This window comes from Lysobacter ciconiae, assembly GCF_015209725.1.
Lineage (GTDB): Bacteria > Pseudomonadota > Gammaproteobacteria > Xanthomonadales > Xanthomonadaceae > Novilysobacter > Novilysobacter ciconiae.
Map to the genome: position 1 here is coordinate 1,815,402 of NZ_CP063656.1, position 20,119 is coordinate 1,835,520.

Genomic DNA, 20,119 nt, shown 5'->3' on the forward strand with positions numbered 1-20,119 from the left:
GCTTCCCGCGGCCAATAAAAAAACCCCTGACGAGTCAGGGGTTTAACAATGGAGGCCGAGGTCGGAATCGAACCGGCGTACGCGGATTTGCAGTCCGCTGCATGACCACTCTGCCACCCGGCCGGATGACGTGTGCCACAAGGATAACCCTTGCGGCGGGAGTTGCACTGGGCAATCCCCTGAAAAAACAAAACCCCGAAACCGGGGCCTTGTTCGGTGCCACCCCGGCGTACCGTGGTGCCATGTTTGGAGCGGGAAACGAGACTCGAACTCGCGACCCCGACCTTGGCAAGGTCGTGCTCTACCAACTGAGCTATTCCCGCTGACTGAGCCGACTATTGTAGGCATGCAGACAGAACTGTCAACTGCCTCGTGAATCTTCTTTCATCGACGGCCACGCGGCTCGCAGATACGCAAAACCGGACCAGAGCGTAAGCAATGCCGCGGCCGCGAGCAACCACTCGCCGATGGTGAAAATGGGCAAGCCGAACAGGGGCTTCTGGTAGAGCAGGAACACCAGCGCCAACATCTGCACGACGGTCTTGATCTTGCCCAGGGTGGCGACCTTCACCTTCGCCCGCTGGCCCAGCTCGGCCATCCACTCGCGCAGCGCGGAGACCGCGATCTCGCGCCCGATGATCACCGCCGCCCACAGGGTCATCCAGACGGTGGGATGCTTCTGCACCGTCAGCATCAGGGCCACCGCGACCATCAACTTGTCGGCTACGGGATCGAGGAAGGCGCCAAACGCGGAGAACTGGTTGTAGCGACGCGCGATCCAGCCATCCGCCCAGTCGGTGAACGAGGCAAACGCGAAGATCGCCGCCGCCGCCAGGCTCGTCCACTTGAACGGCAGGTAGAAAACGACCACCAGCACCGGGATCAGCGCGATCCGCAGCAGGGTCAGCATGGTGGGTACCGTCAACTTCATCCGTTGCTCCGTGTGCCGTCATCCGGCGCGCCGCCCGCCTCTTCCAGCCCGTGCAAGCTTGCGTAGATACGCTCGGCCAAAGCGGCATTGATGCCCTCGACCCGCGAGATTTCTTCCACCCCGGCCGCCTTGAGTCCACCCAGGCCGCCGAAGTGCCGCAACAGGTTACCGCGTCGACGCGGGCCGATACCGGGAATATCCTCCAGCCGGCTCGAACTGCGTGCTTTCTGGCGACGCCCCCGGTGGCCGGTGATCGCGAAGCGGTGCGCCTCGTCGCGCACCTGCTGGACCAGCTGCAATGCCGGCGAGTCGGCGCCCGGGTGCAGCGTGCGCCCGTCGGGCAGCAGCAGGTCCTCATCGCCCGGACGCCGGGCCGGACCCTTGGCCACGCCCACCAGCACGACGCTGTGGATGTCCAACTCGTCCAGCACTGCCCGCGCCTGCGCGACCTGCCCCGCCCCGCCGTCGAGCAACAGGATGTCGGGCAACACTCCGGCCGGCTTGCCCTGCGCGGCGATGGCGCGCTTGAAGCGCCGGCTCAGCGCCTGGTGCATGGCGGCGTAGTCATCGCCCGGCTCGATGCCGGCGATGTTGAAGCGCCGGTACTGGCCACGCACCGGCCCTTCGGCGTCGAACACCACGCACGAGGCGACCGCCGCCTCGCCCATGGTGTGGCTGATATCGAAACATTCGATGCGCTCGGGGAGTTCGTCCATGCCGAGCATCGTCTGCAGATCCTGGGCGCGTGCGAGCTGGGCGGCGTGGCTGGTGCGCTCGCTGGCCAGGGTGATCTGGGCGTTGCGGCGTGCCAGGCCCAGGTAGCCGGCACGGTCGCCGCGCACGTTCCAGCGCAGCTGCACGCGCCGATCCCCGGCGTGCGACAGCGCGGCCTCGATCAACTCGCGATCGGGGATATCGCGGTCCAGCACGATCTCCCCCGGCGGCAGATGCTCGCCGTAGTACTGGGAGACGAACGCCGCCAGCACTTCCTCGGCGCTCTCGCTGCCGTTGGTGCGCGGGAAGAACGAGCGGGTGCCCAGATTGCGACCATCGCGGAAGGCCAGCAGCATCACGCAGGCCGCGCTGCCCTGCATCGCCACGGCCAGTACGTCCAGGTCGGCCGCACGCCCGTCGACGTACTGACGTGCCTGCAGCGTGCGGATGGAGCCGAGCAGGTCACGCAGGCGCGCCGCCTCCTCGAAGGCCAGGCGAGCGCTGGCGGCCTCCATGGCGCGGCCCACCTCGTCGGTCAGCTCGTCGCTGCGGCCTTCCAGCATCAGCACGGCGCGGCGCACGCTTTCGGCGTAGGCGTCCGCGTCGACCAGGCCGACGCAGGGGCCGCTGCAGCGCCCGATCTGGTACTGCAGGCACGGTCGGGTGCGGTTGGCGAACACGCTGTCCTCGCAGCTGCGCAGCTTGAACAGCTTGTGCACGAGGTTGAGCGTGTCGCGCACGGCACCGACGCTGGCGTAGGGACCGAAATACCGACCCGGCACCGAGCGCGGCCCGCGATGCATCGCGATGCGCGGCCATTCCTCGTTGGTCAGCAGGACATAGGGGTAGCTTTTATCGTCGCGCAGCAGCACGTTGTAACGCGGTCTTAGCGACTTGATCAGCTCGTTCTCGAGGATCAGCGCCTCCGTCTCGGTGCGGGTGACGGTGACTTCCATGCGCGCGGTCTGGGCGAGCATGGACATGATCCGCGCCGACTTCGGCGTCGCGTTGAAATAGCTCGAGACACGGCTCCGCAACGCGCTCGCCTTGCCCACGTACAGCGCCTTGTCATCGGCACTGATCATCCGGTACACACCCGGCGCAGTGCTCAATGTCCTGGCGAACGCCTTGCCATCGAACGCGGGAGTTGCCTGTTTCATGCCACCGGGCTCATCGTGCTGGATGGCAATCCAGTCCCGGCACACGTGCGGATGCTGTCCACGAGCTCGCGCGGCTCATTGCAAAGGGCAAAGGATGAAGGGGTAAGCATGCACTCCATGGATGGGGCAGATTATGCGTCAGGGCAAGCCCCGGCAGGCCCGTCAGCACCCGCAACCAGGACAACCCGCCCAACGATGACAGCCGAACCCGATCCGCCACCGCCCGCACCAGACCCCCCGCCTCCGCCGCCGGCCAGGCTTGCCGGCGAGCCCCGCGCAGCGGCGCTGGCACGTCGTAAACGCATCGCCGTCAGCATGCTTGCCGTCGCTGCGGCGGTGTTCGGCATCGGCACCTGGCTGCGGATCACCCACCCGCATTGGGGTTTCGACCTGCTGGTGGCCATGGCCGAGGCGGCGATGGTCGGCGGCCTGGCGGACTGGTTCGCGGTGGTGGCGCTGTTCCGGCACCCGCTGGGACAGCGCTGGATTCCGCACACCGCCATCATTCCCAACAAGAAGGTGGCGTTGGGCCGCTCGCTGGCGAACTTCATCAGCGACCACTTCCTGGAAAGCGGCGAGGTGCTGCGGCGGGTGGAGGAGTTCAACCCGGGCCAGCGCTTGGCAACCGCGCTGGCCAATCCGGTGCACGCGGACCGGATCGGCGCGTTCGTGGTCAGCGTCGCGCCCCACCTGCTGCAGCTGATGGACAGCGAGCGACTGCATCGGTTCCTGCTGGGACTGGTCCGCGAGCAGTTGCAGCGCGCTGATATCGCCGAGCTGGGCAGCCAGCTGCTCGAGGTGATGACCCAGGACCGCCGCCACCAGGCGCTGCTGGACAGCGTCCTGCGCGATGTCGGCGACCTGCTCGCCAACGAAGACACCCAGCACCTGATCGCCGGCAAGATCTCGCCGCGCTTGTGGTCGGTGCTGCGGCTGACCCGCCTCGATGACGCCGTGGCGGAGAAGCTTGCGGCCAGGATCATCGCCGGTGTCAGCGACCTGATCACCGACATGGCCGAGGACCAGGAACACGAGCTGCGCCAGCGCTTTGACAACTACGTGGACGCATTCATCGATCGCCTGCGCACGGATCCGTCGCTGCAGGACAAGGTTTCGGCGCTGCGCGACCGGGTGCTGGATGATCCGGCGCTGGCGCGCTATCTGCGCGAGTCCTGGATCCAGGTGCTGGACTGGGTGCGCGATGATCTGCAGCGACACGACTCGGCGATCGCGGGAAAGGTGTCTGACGCGTCGCGCGCGGTCGGCGACAAGCTGGCCAGCGATCCAGCCGTGCAGGCTTGGCTGAACCAGTGGGTGCTGGACACCCTCGGCCCGCTGATCGAGAAGTATCGCGGCAATATCCGCGACTTCATCGTCGAACGCGTGGAGCGCTGGGACACCCGCGAGCTGGTGCGCGAACTGGAATTGAGCGTCGGCAGCGACCTGCAGTACATCCGCTACAACGGCACCGCGATCGGCGCGCTCATCGGCGGACTGCTGTACGCGACGGTCCGCCTGATCGAGTGGCTCGCATGATCGCCGGTGACCCCGCCGGCAGGATCGCGGTGCGACCGGTCGCACGGATGCGGGCACTCATGCGCCGCTGGTACTCCGTGCTGCACGGCGAGCGCTGGTTTCCGCACGTTCCGCTCGCACTGGCCCTCGCCATCGGCGGTGTGCTGCTGCTGCGCCTGGACTTCGGCGCGGACTGGCGGACCTACCTGTACGGAATGCTGGACGGCCACTTCGCCGTCCGCCCCCAGCGGCTGCCGGGACTGTTGATCGGCGGCGGCATGCTGATCATGGCCGGAGGCCTGCTGTCGCGCTCCCGGTTGGCCTGGAGCATGGCGCTGCTGTTCGCGCTCACCGGCGTCACCAGCCTGCTGCTGGGACAGGCCCGTTCGCACATGCTGCTGGCCTACTTCGTGGTCATGCTGCTGGCACTGTTCATCGCCTGGCGGCAGTTCGACCGCAGCAGCGTTGCCGCCAGCACCCTGTTCGCCGTGACCTCCGTGGTCATGCTGCTGATGTACGCGACCTTTGGCGCCTACTACCTGGGCGGCGATTTCGACCCGCCGATCACCGATCTGGTCAGCGCGCTCTACTACGCCATGGTCACGATGAGCACCGTCGGCTTCGGCGACATCACGCCGCAGACGTCGGAAACCAAGCTGTTCACGATCTCGGTGATCGTGCTGGGCGTGGCGGTGTTCGCGACCTCCCTGACCGCCGTCATCGCGCCGATGGTCAGCAACAGCCTGAAACGCATCGTTACGCAAAAGGGGACACGCATGAAACGGGAAGACCATTTCGTCGTCATCGGCAGCGGCTCGCTGGCGATCAATACCGCGCGTGAACTCGCGCGCCGCGGCAACAAGGTGACCCGCCTGCTGCGCGCGCCGCCCGAAGACAGCGACAGCCGCGAGATGGATATCGTCATCGGCGATCCCAGCAGTACCGAGGTGTTGCGCGAGGCCGGCGCAGACCGCGCCGAGGCGGTGCTGGCGATGCTGGTGGACGACTCGGAGAACGCCTTCGTGATCCTTGCGGTGAAGGAGCTCGGCGGCACGGCGCGCACCGTGGCCGCCGTCAACGACGCCAGGCACCTGAGCCGGGTCAAGCTGGCCCAGCCCGACGTGGTGATCTCACCGCAGGTGCTGGGCGGTGAACTGACCGCGATGCTGCTCAGCGGCGAGGAAGTGACCCCGGACTTCGTGATGAAGCACGTGTTCCAGCGCAAGGATGAAGCTGCGGGCGTCTAGCGCGTCCAACCCACGGACCGCATCAGGGTTTCGGCCCGGGCAAGGTCCTCGGCCGTATCCACGCCGGGCGGGAAGGGCTCGGGCGTCAGCGCCACGGCGATGCGGTGCCCGGCCTCGAGCACGCGCAACTGCTCCAGCAGCTCGATCTGCTCCAGGCGACCCGGTGGCATGGCCGCGAAACGCTGCAGGAATCCGGCCCGGTACGCGTAGATGCCGATGTGTCGCAGCCACGGACCGCCTTCAGGCATCCGCGTGCGATCGGCGGCAAAGGCCTGGCGCGGCCACGGCACCGGCGCGCGGCTGAAGTAGAGCGCGTCGCCGTCGCTGGCACGCACCAGCTTGACCGCGTTCGGGTCCAGCAGGGTACCGACCTCATCAATCGGCGCCGCCAGGGTCGCCATTTCCGCGCCGCTGCTGGCAAGCAATGCAGCCACCGCGCGAATCCCCGCCGCGGGTGCGAACGGCTCGTCACCCTGCAGGTTCACCACGATGGTGTCCTCGCTCCAGCCGGCGATGCGCGCGCACTCGGCAAGCCGGTCGGTGCCGGAGGCGTGCGCGGTGGAGGTCATCGCCACCTGCACGCCGGCGCCCTCCAGCGCCTCGGCAATGCGCAGGTCATCGGCCGCGACCCAGACTTCGCGTGCTCCCGCCGCCAGCGCGCGCCGGGCGACGTGCAGCACCATCGGCTCGCCCGCGATCAGGCGCAGCGGCTTGCCGGGCAGCCGGGTCGCGTCATGCCGTGCCGGGATCGCGACAACGAAGTCGAGAGCGTTATCCGCTCTCATGCCGGTCGCCCGGCTCATGCCTTGCCCACCTGCCCGATCCGGTCCAGCAGCGACACCCAGAACCCTTCCGGCAGCTCCGCGCTGACCGGCACGCTGAAGAACGCGTCGGTCGCGAAGCCCGCGCACTTGACCGCGTCCTTCTCGGTCATCAGGACCGGCAGCGGACTGCCGAACTGGAAGTCCTCGGCGCGATAGCGATGGTGGTCGGCGAAGGCATGCGGCACGACCGCGATGTCCAGCGCCCGCAGCATCGCGAAGAAACGCTCGGGATTGCCGATCCCCGCGACGGCGTGCACGCGGTGGCCGGCAAAAGCGGCCAACGGACGCGGCCTGCCCCCCAACACGGGGACGGCATCGTGGCTGGCCAGCCGCATCGGCCACTCGCCGAACCCGGTGCCGTTGACGTCGCTGGCCGGCGCGTTGGCGACGTTGATGACCCGGAAGTCACAGGCATCGCCACGCGGCGGCAGCTCGCGCAGCGGCCCGGCCGGAAGCAGGCGGCCGTTGCCGTAACGGCGTGCGCCATCGACCACCTCGATCTCGATGTCGCGTTTGAGCCGGTAGTGCTGCAGGCCGTCGTCGCACAGGATGATGTCGCAGCCGGCCTTTGCCAGCGCCGCCGCCGCTGCCGCCCGGTCCCGGTCGGCGCGCAGCTTGACGCCGGTGCGGCGCGCCATCAGCACCGGCTCGTCACCTCCGACGGTCGGCGCGGTGCTCGCCTCCACCCACACCGGCGATCCCGCGTCGGTGCGGCCGTAGCCGCGGCTGGCGATGCCCGGCGTCCAGCCCTCCTGCTGCAGCCGGTTCGCCAGCGCGATGGTCAACGGCGTCTTGCCGGCGCCGCCGGCGGTGATGTTGCCCACCACCAGGACGGGGACACCCGGATGGCGACGCCGCAACAGGCCGACGCGATAGAACCAGCGCCGGAGCCCGGTCAGGATGCCGTACAGCCACGCCAGGGCGCGCGCGAACAGCGGCACCGGCAGGTCGCTGTACCAGTACGCCGGCTGATGCTCGCGCCGCCGCGCGGGACCAGTACTCATTGCGGCTCCCGGAACTGCATGCGGTGCAGGTGGGCGTACAGACCGTCGCGCGCCAGCAGTTCGTGGTGGGTGCCGCGCTCGACGATCCGGCCCTCGTCCAGCACCAGCACCTGGTCGGCGTGTTCGATGGTCGACAGGCGGTGGGCGATCACCAGCGTGGTGCGGTCGGGCATCAGTCGCTCCAGAGCGTCCTGCACCAGTCGTTCCGACTCGGTATCCAGGGCCGCGGTTGCCTCGTCAAGGATCAGGATCGGCGCGTCCTTCAACATCGCCCTGGCAATCGCCAGGCGCTGCCGCTGGCCGCCCGAGAGGCTGCTGCCCTTGGCACCGATCGAGCTGTTGACGCCGCCCGGCAGCCGCTCGACGAACTCGGTCGCGTTGGCACCGCGTATGGCCGCCTCCAGGCGGTCCGCCGGCGGCTGCTCGAGCTCGCCGTAGGCCACGTTGGCGGCGATGGTGCCGTCGAACAGCATCACGTGCTGGCCGACCAGCGCAATCTGCCGACGCAGGTCCGCCAGCCGGTAGGCGTCGAGCGGCTGGTCATCGATCAGGATCTGGCCGGACTCGACCTCGTAGAAGCGCGGGATCAGCTTGATCAGCGTCGATTTGCCGCTCCCGGAGCGGCCGACGATCGCCGTGACCGTGCCCGGCCTGGCGGTGAAACTGACATCGCTGAGTGCATTGCTGGCCTGGCCGGGATAGCGCGCAGACACGTCGCGGAATTCGATCTTGCCGCGGGCGCGCTGCAGGGGCTGGGTGCCCGCGTCGGGCTCGTCGTCGGCGTCGATGACGTCAAACAGGCGCTGCGCGGATGCCACCCCGCGCTGGAGCATGCCCTGAACGTTGGTGAGCTGCTTCAGCGCCGGGATGATGGCCATCATCGAGGTCATCAGGACCACGAAGCTGCCCGCGTCCATCCGGCCCGCCTGCGCCTCGCGGCCGGCAAAGAACAGCAGCATCGCCAGGCCCACCGCGCCCATCAGCTGCACCAGCGCCGAGGAGATGCTGCGGGTCGACTCCACCTTCATGCTCAGCTTCAGATGGTGGTTGGCCTGTTCGGTGTAGCGCTCCAGCTCGACGCCCTGCGCGCCGTAGACCTTGACCTCCTGCTGGTTCGCCAGCGCCTGGTCGGCCGACTGCAGCAGCTGCGCGCCGCTTTCCTGGATGCGGTGGCTGACCCGCCGATAGCGCCGGCCGACCTTGTCCATCACCCACCCCAGCGGCGGCGCGAGGATCAGGATCAGGATGGTGACCTGCCAGCTCGTCCACAGCATCACCCCGACCATCACGATGGCCTGCAGGGACTGCTGCAGCATGACCTTCATTGCATCGATGGCGGCCTGCGCGACCTGGTCACTGTCGGAGCTGAGCTTGACCAGCATCGAGGGGACGGGCTCGGCATCGAAGCGCTGGCCGGGCAAGCGCAGGTATTTGCCGAGCACCTGCACGCGCAGGTCGCGGGCGATGCTGCGGCCCGCCCGCGCCATGCTGACGTCGGTCAGGTAGCCGGCAATGCCGCGGGCCACGAACAGGCCGACGATGGCGAGCGGCAGCACCAGACTGGCCGCGGCGTCCCTGGCAATAAAGGTCTGGTTGATGATCGGGCGCATCAGCCAGGTGAAACCGCCGCCGGCCAGCGCCTCGATCACCATGCCCACCAGGCCGACCCCGAGCAGGGCGCGATAGGGCCTGGACAGGGTCAGCAACCGGCGGTAGATCTGCCAGGGCGAGGTGGCTTCGGTCACTGGATCGGATCCTGGGCGGCAGCATCCGCTTCCGGCGTGGCCGTGGCGGTCATGATCCGGCGGAAGCCCAGCTGGCCCAGCGCGTCATACACCGTCACCACGGCCTGGTAGGGCGTGCGCGCATCGGCCCGCAGCATCACCGGGCGCTCGCGCTCCGCGCCCGCGACTTCCGAGATTGTGGCTTTCAACGAATCAACGTCGTTGCGCAGCACCTCGCGGTCATCGACGAAGTAGCGCCCGTCCGCATTGACCAGCACCACCAGCGGCTGGGTCGCCTCGACCTGCTCGCCGGTCGCGCGCGGCAGCTCCAGCTGGATGACCGAGCGCGCGTCGAACGTGGCGGTGACCACGAAGAAGATGATCATCACCAGGATCACGTCGATCAGCGGAACAAGGCTGATCTCCGGCTCGTCATCGGCCCGATGGTCGCGGATGCGCATGGACGGTCAGTCCACCAGGGCGGGCGTGCGCAGCTGCGCTTTCACCGCCGGCGCGGCGGGGCGCGTGTTTTCCAGGGTGTCCAGCAACTGGATCGCCTCGTGTTCCATCTCGACGATGTAACCGGCGATGCGGCCGCGGTACCAGCGATGCGCCATCAGTGCCGGAATGGCGACCACCATGCCGGCGGCCGTGCAGACCAGCGCCTTGCCGATGCCGCCGGCCAGCTGGTTCACGTCGCCGATGCCGTGATCAAGGATTCCCAGGAACAGCTGGATCATGCCCACCACGGTGCCGAACAGACCAAGCAGAGGGCCGGCGGAGGCCACCGAGCCGAGCGTGTTGAGGTAGCGCTCCATCTTGTGCACCAGATGGCGGCCGACATCCTCGATGCGCTCGCGGATCTGCTCGCGCGGGCGCTCACGCACGTCCAGCGCGGCGGCCAGCAATTCGCCTAGTGGCGATGTCGCGCGCAGTGATTCGATGTGGGCCGGGTCGAGCGCTCCGCCACTCGCCCAGGTTCGGACTTCGTTGCCCAGACCGGGTGGCAGGACATGCGCGCGTCGCAGCGTCCAGGCGCGCTCCACGATCAGCGCCACGGCCAGCGCCGACAGCATCAGGATAGGAATCATCGGCCATCCACCCGCCTTGACCAGTTCCAGCACGCGCCAACCTCCGGCCTGGGGCCGATTCAATCCGGTCGATAGGATAGCCCAGCCGCAGCCTCCACCAGGGTCTTATTCTCGCGCCGGGCCGCATCCCACAGCCGTGGACGTGCGGCCCGTCGCGTTTCCACGGCGATGCCGGCTTTTCCCATGCGAATGCGGATCGCCCCGTCCTGCGCCGTGTCCGGCGTGGCAGCGCCTGCGTCCTGCCAGCGTCGGGTCACCTCGGCGCGCGGGTGGCCGTAGCGGTTGCCATGCCCGCTGGACATGATCGCCAGTTGTGCCCCGCTCGCCTCCACCAGCGCCGGATCGGACGCGGTGGCGGCGCCGTGGTGGGACACGAGTACCACTTCGGCCTTGATCGACGACGCCTCATCCAGCCGGCTGCGGCGGACCAGATCGCGCTCGATGACGTTGCCCACATCGCCCAGCAGGAGCGCGGTGCCGTATTTTCCGGTGACCCGGAGCACGCAACTGGCGTCGTTGCCAAGGTAGGGGAAGTACGGCGGCGGGTGCATGAAACGGAACGACACCCCGTCCCATTCCCACTGCTCGCCAGCGACGCACGGCAGCGTGGCGGCGATGCCGGAGTCTTCCGGCGCGTTGGCGATATCGATGCCGGTACGGCTGCGCACCGCCTCGAACCCGCCGCTGTGATCGTTGTCGGCATGGCTGACCACCGCGCGGGCCAGTCGCGCGACCCCGAGCGCGCGCATGGCCGGAATGACCACGCGCTCGCCGCTGTCGAAACCGTCCGGAGTCGACGGGCCCATGTCGTACAGCAGCGTGTGTGCGCTCGTGCGGACCAGCACGGAGGACCCCTGCCCCACGTCGAGCACCTGGATGTCCACCTCGCCGGGCTCAGGCAGGTCGCGCGCGGGCCACAACAGGGGCAGCCACAGCAGCAACGCCAGCGGACGCCCGGGCAGTCCGCGGGGCAGCAGCAGCCAGAACGCACCGACCAGGGCCAGTGGCAGGGCATACCAGCGCGACTCGCGCAGCCACCACAGGGCTCTATCGCTCGCGGCCATCGTGTCGAAAAGCGGCCAGCTGAGCTGGAAGCACCGCGCGGCTGCGTCCCAGGCCCACAGCCCCCATCCGGCGTGCAGCAATTCCAGCGATGTACCCACCAGCGACAGCGGCACGACCACGAGGGTCCACCACGGCACCGCCACCAGGTTTGCCAGCGGTCCTGCGAGCGAGGCCTGGTCGAAGAGCACGGCCGTGAGGGGTAGCAGGCCGATGGTGGCCACGCCCTGGGCCGATACAAGGTCGCGCAGAGGACGGCGACCGGCCTCCGGCAGGCACCAGACCAGCCAGGCGACACCGAAAAAGCTCAGCCAGAACCCCGCGGTCAGCGCCGACAACGGGTCGACGATCAGCACCGCGATCATCGCCAAAGCCAGCACCTCCAGCGTCGTGGAGCGTCGCCGCTGGATGCGCATGCCGGCGACCACGGCCACCATCAGGACCGTCCGCACTGTCGGCAGCGCGAACCCTGCCACCGCTGCATACAAAACCGCTCCGACAAGACCGCCGATGGCGGCCGCCATTGGGCGCGGAACGCGTCGGCCCAGACCAGGGAACAGCCACCACACCCCAGCCATCGCCAGCGCGAAGAATCCGGCGACGATTCCGACGTGCATGCCGGAAATCGCCACCAGATGGCTCAGGCCATTGGCACGCAGGACGTGCCAGTCCTCATCGTCCAGACCGCGGGTATCGCCGAGCGCAAAGGCGGACAGGAAGCGCGCCGACTCGGGGGCGACGGACGCCGCGATGCGCTGCGACATGGCGCCACGCCAGGCGTTGATCCCTCTTCCTGCCTGCTGAAGGTGCGCCTGCCCGGGATCGCGGACATATCCGGTGGCAGTCACCCGGCCAGCGAAGGCGTGCTTTTCGCTGTCGAACCCGCCCGGATTTCGCAGGCCGCGCGGCGCGCGCAGCCGCACGGTCATCTGCCAGCGCTGACCCGCCTGGACCCGCTCACGTCCGGTGCCCGTGCCGTCGCGTTCGTCGAACCACGACAGTCTCAGCAGCCGGCCGCGCAAAGGCTCGGACTGGTCGCTCGCGCGATCGACCCGGAGCGCGAATGCGGTGCGCCGCGGCTGATGCTGCGGCAGCTCGATGATCCGTCCGGAAACCACCACGTCGCGCTTCTCCCAATCCGCGGGAAGCTGGACAGACAAGGCATGGGTGGCGTGCACGCCTGCGAGGGCGAAACCAACGAGGCACGCACCCAGCCAACGCCCTCGCCAGGGCCGCCACCACGCTGGCACGCCAATGGTCAGGGCAAGCAGCAAGAGCCAGAGCGGCGCCAGCCAGGGCAGCCACAAGGCCAGCGATACACCCGCGAGCAGCCCGCCCGCCACTGGCACGCCAAGTGGACGTGAATGTGCCTGCCGCGTCGCCACGCGATCACCGCCAACCGCGCCTGCGCCGGGGCCGGCGGGCATTCCATCGTCGGCGTCAATACTTGGACTGGACGGCGGCGTCCCTGCCGCATTGCTCATGGCGTACTTCCATGTGGTGAAGATTGTCGCTGGGCCGGCGCACCAGCACGCTGCGCCGGAGTGCCTACATGTCGCTTGCCACCAGTTCGCGCAGGCGGCCCTGGTGCAGTTCCAGCACCCGGTCCAGCCGGCTGGCCAGACGCCGGTCGTGGGTCACCAGGACGAGGCTGGTGCGGTGCTCGCGGTTGAGTTCCAGCATCTGGTCGAACACGTGCGCGGCGGTCTTCTCGTCCAGGTTGCCCGTCGGCTCATCGCCCAGAACGCAGGCCGGGCGGTTGACCAGCGCGCGCGCCACCGCCGCACGCTGACGCTCACCGCCGGAGAGTTCACCCGGCTTGTGCTCAAGGCGGTGCCCCAACCCAACCGACTCCAGCAGGTCGCGCGCACGATCGCGCGCGGTGGCCACTTTCTCGCCACCCAACAGCACCGGCAACATCACGTTCTCCAGCGCGGTGAACTCCGGCAGCAGATGATGGAACTGGTAGACGAACCCCAGTGCCCGGTTGCGTAGTTGCCCGCGCGCCGTATCCGACAGCGCACTCATCCAGTGCCCGTCGACGTAGACGTCGCCGGCGGTCGGCGTATCCAGCCCGCCAAGCAGGTGCAGCAAGGTGCTCTTGCCTGCCCCGGACGCGCCGACGATGGCGACGGTCTCGCCCCTGCGGACCTCCAGCCCGAGGCCGTCGAATACCGGCGTGCGCATCTTGCCTTCGGCATAGACCATGCCCAGGCCGGTACATCCGAGGACCACGTCATCGCCGGGCTGCCAGACAGGCTCATTCATAGCGAAGCGCCTCTGCCGGAGGGGTGCGCGCGGCACGCCAGGCTGGATAGATCGTGGCCAGGAACGCCATCACCAGCGCCACCGCGGTGATCGCGAGCACATCCTCCGGCTTGAGGTCGGTCGGCAGCCCGGTGATGTAGTAGACATCCTCCGGCAGCAGGCTGACGCCAAACACCCGCTCGATCGCAAACAGGATGTTCTCCAGGTTCAGGGTCAGCACGATGCCGCCGACCACGCCCAGGACGGTGCCAATCACGCCAATCAGGCTGCCCTGCACCATGAACACCTGCATCACTCCTTTGGGCGACAGGCCGAAGGTACGCATGATCGCGATATCGGCCTGCTTGTCGGTGACCAGCATCACCTGGGAGGAGACCAGGTTGAATGCGCCCATCGCGATGATCAGCGACAGCAGGATCGCCATCAGGGTCTTCTCCATCTTCAGCGCGCGGAACATGTTGGCGTTGTCGGTGGTCCAGTCGCTGACCTGCAGGCCGCCCAGCTTGGACGCCAGGTCGCGGGCGACATCCCAGGCCTGGTTCATGTCGACCAGGCGCAGGCGCACCCCGGTCACCCCGTCCTGCAGGCGCATCAAGCGCTGCATGTCGGACATGCTGGTGAACGCCATGCTGCGGTCGTATTCGTTGTACCCGACCTCGAAGATGCCGCTGACGGTGAACCGCTTGACCCGCGGCATCGCACCGACCGGCGTGCTGTTGAACTCGGCGATCGTCATGACCACCTTGTCGCCGACGCCGACTCCCAGCCACGCAGCCAATTCACGCCCCAGCACGATATTGAACTCACCCGGCGCCAGCGACTCCAGCGTGCCCGACACCATCTTGTCGCCCAGAACCGAGACGGTGCGCTCGTCCGCGGGGACCACGCCGCGGACCATCGCCGGTTGCTGGCGCGGTCCGTTGAGCAGGGCTTCTTTTTCCACATACGGTGCCGCTCCGGCGACCCGCGGATCGGTCAGCGCGAGGTCGACCGCCTGCTGCCAGTTGTCCAGCGGTTCGCCGAAGGCACTGACGGTCGCGTGCGCGGCCATCTGCAGCATGCGGTCGCGAATTTCCTGCTGGAAGCCGCTCATCACCGCCAGGGTGGTGATCAAGGCCGCCACGCCCAGGGCGATGCCGAGGATGGAGGCCAGCGAAATAAAAGAGATGAAACCATTGCGGCGTTTGGCGCGCAGGTAGCGCAGGCCGATGGCTACTGGGATGGGTTTGAACATAGCCCGCTATGGTGCCACCGAACGGCGCCCGCGAGCAGGAGTTTGTGCCGGCAATGCGAGCCGCAGTTCGCGCCGGCTGGCTGCGTCCAGCGTGTCGGGCCACCATGCCAGACGATGCACGCGCCGCTCCGCATCGCGCCAGCGCGCGAAGCTCAGAGGCCCGCGCCAGAACACCTGGAAGTCGGTGACCGGTTCGTCGTCGACCTGCACGATGGGCCCGTCAATCTCGATTTCGACGACCGGAGTCGCCATTTCGCGGCGCCACTCACGTACGCCCCATGCCACAGCAAGGACGGCGCCGGGCCACGTCACTACCCGGGGAAAACCGGAGACCAGCAGCGAGAGGGCGGCCAGCACGGCCATGAGCGGCAGCGCGGCCATCAACCAGGCCGATGGCCGCCACTCAAGGCGGCAGCTGGCGGATGGCGCTGACGAGCGTTGCGAGTTCGGCATCCGGGGCGACCTCGTGACCCATGAACCAGTGCCAGAGCTTATCGTCCTCGCAGCCCAGCAGGCGTAGGAAAACCGCCCGATCGGCTACGGACGCCTGCCGCCATTCGCGGTCCAGATAACGCCCAAACAGCTGGTCCAGCTCGCGCATGCCGCGCCGGCACTTCCAGCGCAGACGACGCAGCTCGACCTCATCTTCCGGGCTCAGTTGCATGGCTGCGGCCCGGATCAGGTCCGGCGCGCCACCATCAGCTTCTTGATCTCGGCAATCGCACGCGCGGGGTTCAGCCCCTTGGGGCAGGTGCGCGTGCAGTTGAGGATGGTGTGGCAGCGGTACAGCTTGAACGGATCTTCCAGGTCATCCAGGCGCGCACCGGTGTCCTCGTCGCGGCTGTCGGAAATCCAGCGATACGCCTGGAGCAGGACGGCCGGGCCGAGATAGCGGTCGCCGTTCCACCAATGGCTGGGGCAACCGGCGGTGCAGCAGGCGCACAGGATGCACTCGTACAGGCCGTCGAGCTTCTTGCGGTCCGCCGGCGACTGCAGGCGCTCGCGGTCGCTGGGTGCCGGGCTGGCGGTGCGGATCCAGGGCTTGATCGACGCGTACTGCGCGTAGAAATGGGTCAGGTCCGGCACCAGGTCCTTGACCACTTCCATCGCCGGCAGCGGGTAGATCGGCACGTCGCCACCGCTGCAATCCTCGATCGCCTTGGTGCAGGCCAGGGTGTTGGTGCCGTCGATGTTCATTGCGCACGACCCGCAGATGCCCTCGCGGCAGGAGCGGCGGAAGGTCAGCGTCGGGTCGATCTCGTTCTTGATCTTGATCAGCGCGTCCAGAACCATCGGGCCGCAGCTCGCCATGTCCACCTCGTAGGTGTCCACGCGCGGGTTCTGGTCGTCGTCGGGATTCCAGCGGTAGACGCGGAACGTACGCGGCTGCTTGGCCCCGGGCGTCTCGTAGTGCTTGCCCTTCTGGATCGTCGAGTTTTTGGGAAGGTTGAAATCGGCCATCGGTGGTTCCGCCCTGGAAGCCGGTCTCAGCCGGCACCGCGGACCGGTGTGCGGCCCGCGGGGTGATTGGTGAAAACGATCAGTAGACCCGCTTTGCAGGCGGGACCACGGCCACGTCGTCAGTCAGCGTGTACATGTGGACCGGCCGGTAGTCGATCTTCGTATTGCCCGCATCGTCGACCCAGCACAGCGAGTGCTTGTGCCAGTTCGTGTCATCGCGCTCGGGGTAGTCGTCGCGAGCGTGGGCGCCGCGGGATTCGGTGCGGTTCTCCGCGCAGACGATCGTCGACAGCGCCTGGCCCAGCAGGTTGGACAGCTCGAAGGTTTCAACCAGGTCGGAGTTCCAGATCAGCGAGCGGTCGGTGACCTTGACGTCCTCGAAGGAGGCGCGGATCTCGCGGATCCGGCTCACGCCCTCGGCCAGGGTTTCCTCGGTGCGGAACACGGCTGCGTCGGCCTGCATCGCGCGCTGCATCTGGTCGCGGATGACGGCGGTCGGCGTGCTGCCGTTGGCGTTGCGCAGCTTGTCCAGGTGCGCCAGCGACGCATCGCAGGCATCGGCGGGAAGGTCGGGATGGCTCGCGCCCGGGGTGAGCGTCTCGGCGCAGCGATTGGCCACCGCGCGACCGAACACCACCAGGTCGAGCAGCGAGTTGGAACCCAGCCGGTTGGCGCCATGCACGGATACGCAGGCCGCCTCGCCGATCGCGTACAGGCCCGGAACCACGGCATCAGGATCACCGTTCTTCAGCTGCACGACTTCGCCGTGGTAGTTGGTCGGCACGCCGCCCATGTTGTAGTGCACGGTGGGGATGACCGGGATCGGCTGCTTTTCCACATCGACGTTGGCAAAGATGCGCGCCGACTCGGCGATGCCGGGCAGCTTGTCGTGGATCACTTCCGGGCCCAGGTGGGTCAGGTCGAGCAGCATGTGGTCCTTGTGCTCGCCGACACCGCGGCCTTCGCGGATTTCCATGGTCATCGCGCGGCTGACCACGTCACGCGACGCCAGGTCCTTCGCCGATGGCGCGTAGCGCTCCATGAAGCGCTCGCCGGCGGCGTTGCGCAGGATGCCGCCTTCACCGCGGACGCCCTCGGTGATCAGGCAGCCAGCGCCGTAGATACCGGTCGGGTGGAACTGCACGAACTCCATGTCCTGCAGTGCCAGTCCGGCCCGCAGCGCCATGCCGTTGCCGTCGCCGGTACAGGTGTGCGCGGAGGTCGCCGAGAAGTACGCGCGCCCGTAACCGCCGGTCGCCAGCACCGTGCCCTGCGAACGGAACAGGTGCAGCGTGCCCTCGGCCATGTCCAGCGCGAGCACCCCGCGGCACACGCCGTCGGCATCCATGATCAGGTCGAGCGCGAAGTACTCGATGAAGAACTCGGCGTGGTGCGCCAGCGACTGCTGGTACAGCGTGTGCAGGATCGCGTGACCGGTGCGGTCGGCGGCCGCGCAGGTGCGCTGCGCCGGCGGGCCCTCGCCGTACTTGGTGGTCATGCCACCGAAGGGGCGCTGGTAGATCTTGCCCTCGGGGGTGCGCGAGAACGGCACGCCCTGGTGCTCCAGCTCGATGATCGCCGGGATGGCCTCGCGGCACATGTACTCGATCGCGTCCTGGTCGCCCAGCCAGTCGGACCCCTTCACGGTGTCGTAGAAATGGTAGCGCCAGTCGTCCTCGCCCATGTTGCCCAGCGCCGCGGCGACGCCACCCTGGGCGGCCACGGTGTGCGAGCGGGTCGGGAAGACCTTGGTGATGCATGCGGTCTTGAGGCCCTTCTGGGCCAGACCGAAGGTCGCGCGCAGTCCGGCGCCACCGGCACCGACCACGACCATGTCGAATTTGTGTTCCTGGATCTTGTAAGCCGGCACGATCAGCCCCCGAACGCGATGCGAATGACCGCGAACACGCTGGCAAGTGCCGCGAGTACGCAGATGAAGACGACCGCCATCTGGGCCGTGACCGACAACCAGGCGGTGTGCACGTAATCCTCGATGACGACCTGCATGCCCAGCTTGGCGTGCCAGAAGGACGCAATCAGGAACGCGATCAGCAGGAGGGCATTGACCGGCGCGGCAACCGTCGCGCGGACGCTGGCATAGTCGCCACCCACCACGGACAGCAGCAGATAGAGCACGTAGAGAGACAGGAACACCAGCGCGATCGCGGTGACGCGCTGGACGATGAAGTGCCCGGTGCCTTCCTTCGCCGAACCCAGCCCGCGAGCACGCTTGAGCGGATTGCGCAGGTCGCCCTGCAGGTTGTTGCTGTTCATGCGGCACCCCACTGCTGCATTGCCGCGAGCCAGACCAGCGCAGTGATCACCAGGCTCACGATGATGGTGGTCCAGCTGTTGCGGACGAAGTCGGGAATGCGGAAACCCCAGCCCGCATCCTGGAGCACGTGGCGGATGCCGTTGGCGAGGTGGTACGCGAACGCCCAGCTCCAGCCGAACAGCACCAGGAAGCCGGGAATCGAGCGCGCGCACCGGCTGAAATCGGCCCACTGCGAAGGACCCGCCGCGAGCGCCCACAGGCCCCACACGAACAGCAGGCTGCCGGCGACCAGGACGATGCCGGTCGCACGGTGGAGGATCGAGGTGACCATCTGGACCTGCCAGCGGTAGACCTGGATATGCGGGGATATGGGACGTTGGCGACTGGCCATGGCAACGGCGCTCTCTGGGCTGGGCGGCGGGGCCGCGTGGCGAAACATGCTGGGGACTGGACGTCAGGCGACGTCAGAAATCGATGCAGCGGCCGTTCTTCTCCCAATCGCCGTACCGGGTCGGGTTCAGGCCATCGCGGCCACCGTGCTCGGGAATCTGGGAGGTCTGCTCCGGCGGGTTCACAATCGTGTCCACGGGTGCCTCGGCAGGCGCGGCAGGATCGGTCTCGGAGGTGGTTTGGCCTATCATCACTGCGTCCTAGCTTAGTTGCCGCCCCCATGTCTGACAAGTCATCCTCCGCCGCCGGCCCGCTGATTGCGTTGCCCGGGCACGCCGTAATCACCTTCCAGGGCCGCGACGCGATCGCATTTTCGCAGGCCCAGTTCATGAACGACGTCGCCGCCCTCGCCGACGGCCAGTGGCACTGGAGTGGCTGGTTGACGCCCAAGGGACGGGTGATCGCGCTGTTTGCGCTGCTGCGGCGGGATCCGGAAACCCTTTGGCTGGTGTTGCCCGATGGCGACGCGGAGGCGATCGCGCAGCGACTGCGCGGTTACCTGTTCCGCAGCAAAGTCACCATCGGTATCGATGATGAGCTGAAGGTGGGCGGCCGCTTCGCCGAGGCGTCGCAAGCGCGGGGCAACGCCTTTGCCGATGACGGCGGCAACGTGGAGCTGGGCTTGGGCACGGGCGCTCATGCGCGCAGCTTGGTGATCAGTTCCGATCTGGACGTCTTGCCCGACGACGACGCCATCGCGCGTTGGCGCATGGCCGACCTGCAGGACGGCCTGCCGCGGCTGGTGGACACAGAGCGCGAGCAGTGGACGCCGCAGCAGTTGTCGCTGGAGCGACTGCAGGCCTTCAGCGTGAAGAAAGGCTGCTATCCCGGCCAGGAAATTGTTGCGCGCACGCATTTCCTGGGCAAGGCCAAGCGCGGCCTGGCGCTGTTGGAGTCGGGTTCGCCGATCGCCGTCGGCAGCGATGTCATGTCCGACGGGAAATCGCTGGGCCGGGTGATGTCGACCGCCAGCACGTCCGACGCGCACGTGGCGCTGGCCGTGGTGCCGCTGGAGCGAGCGCAGGCCGACGTGGCGCCGTCCCAGCTGATGGTGGACGGCGCCAATGTGGTCGAGGCGCCGCTACGGGATGGTCTTGCGCGCTGAGCGACCATGTTGTCCGGTAACTGCACGCGGTTCCTCGCTGGCGCGACGCCTCGC

The 20,119-nt window shown here is 67.9% G+C and carries 19 protein-coding genes, 2 tRNA genes and 1 pseudogene; 3 read left to right on the forward strand and 19 right to left on the reverse strand.

What is annotated here, in order from left to right; all coding sequences use genetic code 11:
• Positions 1-49: 49 nt before the first annotated feature.
• The 4 genes from INQ41_RS08240 to uvrC form a co-directional block, all read right to left on the reverse strand.
• A tRNA-Cys gene (locus INQ41_RS08240) sits at positions 50-123 on the reverse strand.
• A 124-nt stretch (positions 124-247) separates the two neighbouring features.
• Positions 248-323, reverse strand: a tRNA-Gly gene (locus tag INQ41_RS08245).
• Positions 324-361: 38 nt separating this feature from the next.
• A complete protein-coding gene (gene pgsA / locus INQ41_RS08250) occupies positions 362-931 on the reverse strand; it encodes a CDP-diacylglycerol--glycerol-3-phosphate 3-phosphatidyltransferase (RefSeq protein ID WP_193983532.1) in 570 nt (189 codons plus the stop codon).
• The gene (gene uvrC / locus INQ41_RS08255; RefSeq protein ID WP_193983534.1) at positions 928-2,805 is read right to left on the reverse strand and encodes an excinuclease ABC subunit UvrC; all 1,878 of its coding nucleotides are present in this window, start codon (positions 2,803-2,805) and stop codon (positions 928-930) included. Before uvrC ends, pgsA begins: the two co-directional genes overlap by 4 nt.
• 315 nt (positions 2,806-3,120) lie before the next feature.
• On the opposite strand from uvrC, the gene INQ41_RS08260 reads away from it, so the two are divergent.
• Both INQ41_RS08260 and kch read left to right on the forward strand, forming a co-directional pair.
• The gene (locus tag INQ41_RS08260; RefSeq protein WP_193983536.1) at positions 3,121-4,341 is read left to right on the forward strand and encodes a DUF445 domain-containing protein; all 1,221 of its coding nucleotides are present in this window, start codon (positions 3,121-3,123) and stop codon (positions 4,339-4,341) included.
• Positions 4,338-5,567: a voltage-gated potassium channel protein gene (kch, locus tag INQ41_RS08265; RefSeq protein ID WP_228076549.1), complete on the forward strand. Its 1,230-nt coding sequence runs from the start codon at positions 4,338-4,340 to the stop codon at positions 5,565-5,567. The genes INQ41_RS08260 and kch overlap by 4 nt, the downstream gene beginning before the upstream one ends.
• On the opposite strand, the gene kdsB is transcribed toward kch, so the two are convergent.
• The 15 genes and pseudogenes from kdsB to INQ41_RS08340 all read right to left on the reverse strand — a co-directional run bounded on the left by kdsB (position 5,564) and on the right by INQ41_RS08340 (position 19,151).
• Positions 5,564-6,352 (reverse strand): 3-deoxy-manno-octulosonate cytidylyltransferase, encoded by a 789-nt coding sequence (gene kdsB, locus INQ41_RS08270; RefSeq protein ID WP_193987288.1) that lies wholly within the window; start codon positions 6,350-6,352, stop codon positions 5,564-5,566. The two genes, kch and kdsB, sit on opposite strands and share 4 nt — an antisense overlap.
• A 14-nt stretch (positions 6,353-6,366) precedes the next feature.
• Complete coding sequence (lpxK, locus tag INQ41_RS08275) at positions 6,367-7,395, reverse strand: tetraacyldisaccharide 4'-kinase (protein ID WP_193983538.1); 1,029 nt, start codon at positions 7,393-7,395, stop codon at positions 6,367-6,369.
• Positions 7,392-9,140: a lipid A export permease/ATP-binding protein MsbA gene (gene msbA / locus INQ41_RS08280; protein WP_228076550.1), complete on the reverse strand. Its 1,749-nt coding sequence runs from the start codon at positions 9,138-9,140 to the stop codon at positions 7,392-7,394. The genes lpxK and msbA overlap by 4 nt, the downstream gene beginning before the upstream one ends.
• Positions 9,137-9,580 carry an ExbD/TolR family protein gene (locus tag INQ41_RS08285; protein WP_193983540.1) on the reverse strand — a complete coding sequence of 148 codons (444 nt, stop codon included), beginning with the start codon at positions 9,578-9,580 and terminating at the stop codon, positions 9,137-9,139. Before INQ41_RS08285 ends, msbA begins: the two co-directional genes overlap by 4 nt.
• A gap of 6 nt (positions 9,581-9,586) precedes the next feature.
• Positions 9,587-10,243, reverse strand: coding sequence for a MotA/TolQ/ExbB proton channel family protein (locus INQ41_RS08290; protein ID WP_193983542.1), 657 nt, complete (start codon positions 10,241-10,243; stop codon positions 9,587-9,589).
• Positions 10,137-12,699 (reverse strand): annotated as a pseudogene (locus INQ41_RS08295) (DNA internalization-related competence protein ComEC/Rec2); the annotation flags it as partial. The pseudogene INQ41_RS08295 and the gene INQ41_RS08290, both read right to left, overlap by 107 nt.
• A gap of 121 nt (positions 12,700-12,820) precedes the next feature.
• Positions 12,821-13,540, reverse strand: coding sequence for a lipoprotein-releasing ABC transporter ATP-binding protein LolD (lolD, locus tag INQ41_RS08300; RefSeq protein WP_193983544.1), 720 nt, complete (start codon positions 13,538-13,540; stop codon positions 12,821-12,823).
• The gene (locus INQ41_RS08305; RefSeq protein WP_193983546.1) at positions 13,533-14,774 is read right to left on the reverse strand and encodes a lipoprotein-releasing ABC transporter permease subunit; all 1,242 of its coding nucleotides are present in this window, start codon (positions 14,772-14,774) and stop codon (positions 13,533-13,535) included. Before INQ41_RS08305 ends, lolD begins: the two co-directional genes overlap by 8 nt.
• Before the next feature lie 6 nt (positions 14,775-14,780).
• Entirely contained in the window at positions 14,781-15,155 is a 375-nt protein-coding gene (locus tag INQ41_RS08310) for a hypothetical protein (RefSeq protein ID WP_228076552.1), read from the reverse strand.
• Positions 15,156-15,177: 22 nt separating this feature from the next.
• Entirely contained in the window at positions 15,178-15,438 is a 261-nt protein-coding gene (locus INQ41_RS08315; RefSeq protein WP_193983550.1) for an FAD assembly factor SdhE, read from the reverse strand.
• 14 nt (positions 15,439-15,452) lie between these two features.
• Positions 15,453-16,235: a succinate dehydrogenase iron-sulfur subunit gene (locus INQ41_RS08320; RefSeq protein ID WP_193983552.1), complete on the reverse strand. Its 783-nt coding sequence runs from the start codon at positions 16,233-16,235 to the stop codon at positions 15,453-15,455.
• Between the two features lie 79 nt (positions 16,236-16,314).
• Positions 16,315-18,105 (reverse strand): succinate dehydrogenase flavoprotein subunit, encoded by a 1,791-nt coding sequence (gene sdhA, locus INQ41_RS08325; RefSeq protein WP_193983554.1) that lies wholly within the window; start codon positions 18,103-18,105, stop codon positions 16,315-16,317.
• A 2-nt stretch (positions 18,106-18,107) separates the two neighbouring features.
• Positions 18,108-18,509, reverse strand: coding sequence for a succinate dehydrogenase, hydrophobic membrane anchor protein (gene sdhD, locus INQ41_RS08330; protein ID WP_193983556.1), 402 nt, complete (start codon positions 18,507-18,509; stop codon positions 18,108-18,110).
• Complete coding sequence (gene sdhC, locus INQ41_RS08335) at positions 18,506-18,901, reverse strand: succinate dehydrogenase, cytochrome b556 subunit (protein WP_193983558.1); 396 nt, start codon at positions 18,899-18,901, stop codon at positions 18,506-18,508. Before sdhC ends, sdhD begins: the two co-directional genes overlap by 4 nt.
• Positions 18,902-18,974: 73 nt before the next feature.
• Positions 18,975-19,151, reverse strand: coding sequence for a DUF1674 domain-containing protein (locus INQ41_RS08340; protein ID WP_193983560.1), 177 nt, complete (start codon positions 19,149-19,151; stop codon positions 18,975-18,977).
• A gap of 29 nt (positions 19,152-19,180) precedes the next feature.
• Here INQ41_RS08340 and ygfZ point away from each other — a divergent pair, with 29 nt between their 5' ends.
• Complete coding sequence (ygfZ, locus tag INQ41_RS08345; RefSeq protein WP_193983562.1) at positions 19,181-20,065, forward strand: CAF17-like 4Fe-4S cluster assembly/insertion protein YgfZ; 885 nt, start codon at positions 19,181-19,183, stop codon at positions 20,063-20,065.
• Positions 20,066-20,119: the final 54 nt, after the last annotated feature.

What these genes read in the sequence shown, in the direction of transcription:
- pgsA (WP_193983532.1), bottom strand. Translation starts at nt 931, where the DNA reads ATGAAGTTGACGGTACCCACCATGCTGACCCTGCTGCGGATCGCGCTG.
- uvrC (WP_193983534.1), bottom strand. Translation starts at nt 2,805, where the DNA reads ATGAAACAGGCAACTCCCGCGTTCGATGGCAAGGCGTTCGCCAGGACA.
- INQ41_RS08260 (WP_193983536.1), top strand. Translation starts at nt 3,121, where the DNA reads ATGCTTGCCGTCGCTGCGGCGGTGTTCGGCATCGGCACCTGGCTGCGG.
- kch (WP_228076549.1), top strand. Translation starts at nt 4,338, where the DNA reads ATGATCGCCGGTGACCCCGCCGGCAGGATCGCGGTGCGACCGGTCGCA.
- kdsB (WP_193987288.1), bottom strand. Translation starts at nt 6,352, where the DNA reads ATGAGAGCGGATAACGCTCTCGACTTCGTTGTCGCGATCCCGGCACGG.
- lpxK (WP_193983538.1), bottom strand. Translation starts at nt 7,395, where the DNA reads ATGAGTACTGGTCCCGCGCGGCGGCGCGAGCATCAGCCGGCGTACTGG.
- INQ41_RS08285 (WP_193983540.1), bottom strand. Translation starts at nt 9,580, where the DNA reads ATGCGCATCCGCGACCATCGGGCCGATGACGAGCCGGAGATCAGCCTT.
- lolD (WP_193983544.1), bottom strand. Translation starts at nt 13,540, where the DNA reads ATGAATGAGCCTGTCTGGCAGCCCGGCGATGACGTGGTCCTCGGATGT.
- INQ41_RS08305 (WP_193983546.1), bottom strand. Translation starts at nt 14,774, where the DNA reads ATGTTCAAACCCATCCCAGTAGCCATCGGCCTGCGCTACCTGCGCGCC.
- INQ41_RS08310 (WP_228076552.1), bottom strand. Translation starts at nt 15,155, where the DNA reads ATGGCCGCGCTGCCGCTCATGGCCGTGCTGGCCGCCCTCTCGCTGCTG.
- INQ41_RS08315 (WP_193983550.1), bottom strand. Translation starts at nt 15,438, where the DNA reads ATGCAACTGAGCCCGGAAGATGAGGTCGAGCTGCGTCGTCTGCGCTGG.
- INQ41_RS08320 (WP_193983552.1), bottom strand. Translation starts at nt 16,235, where the DNA reads ATGGCCGATTTCAACCTTCCCAAAAACTCGACGATCCAGAAGGGCAAG.
- sdhD (WP_193983556.1), bottom strand. Translation starts at nt 18,509, where the DNA reads ATGAACAGCAACAACCTGCAGGGCGACCTGCGCAATCCGCTCAAGCGT.
- sdhC (WP_193983558.1), bottom strand. Translation starts at nt 18,901, where the DNA reads ATGGCCAGTCGCCAACGTCCCATATCCCCGCATATCCAGGTCTACCGC.
- INQ41_RS08340 (WP_193983560.1), bottom strand. Translation starts at nt 19,151, where the DNA reads ATGATAGGCCAAACCACCTCCGAGACCGATCCTGCCGCGCCTGCCGAG.
- ygfZ (WP_193983562.1), top strand. Translation starts at nt 19,181, where the DNA reads ATGTCTGACAAGTCATCCTCCGCCGCCGGCCCGCTGATTGCGTTGCCC.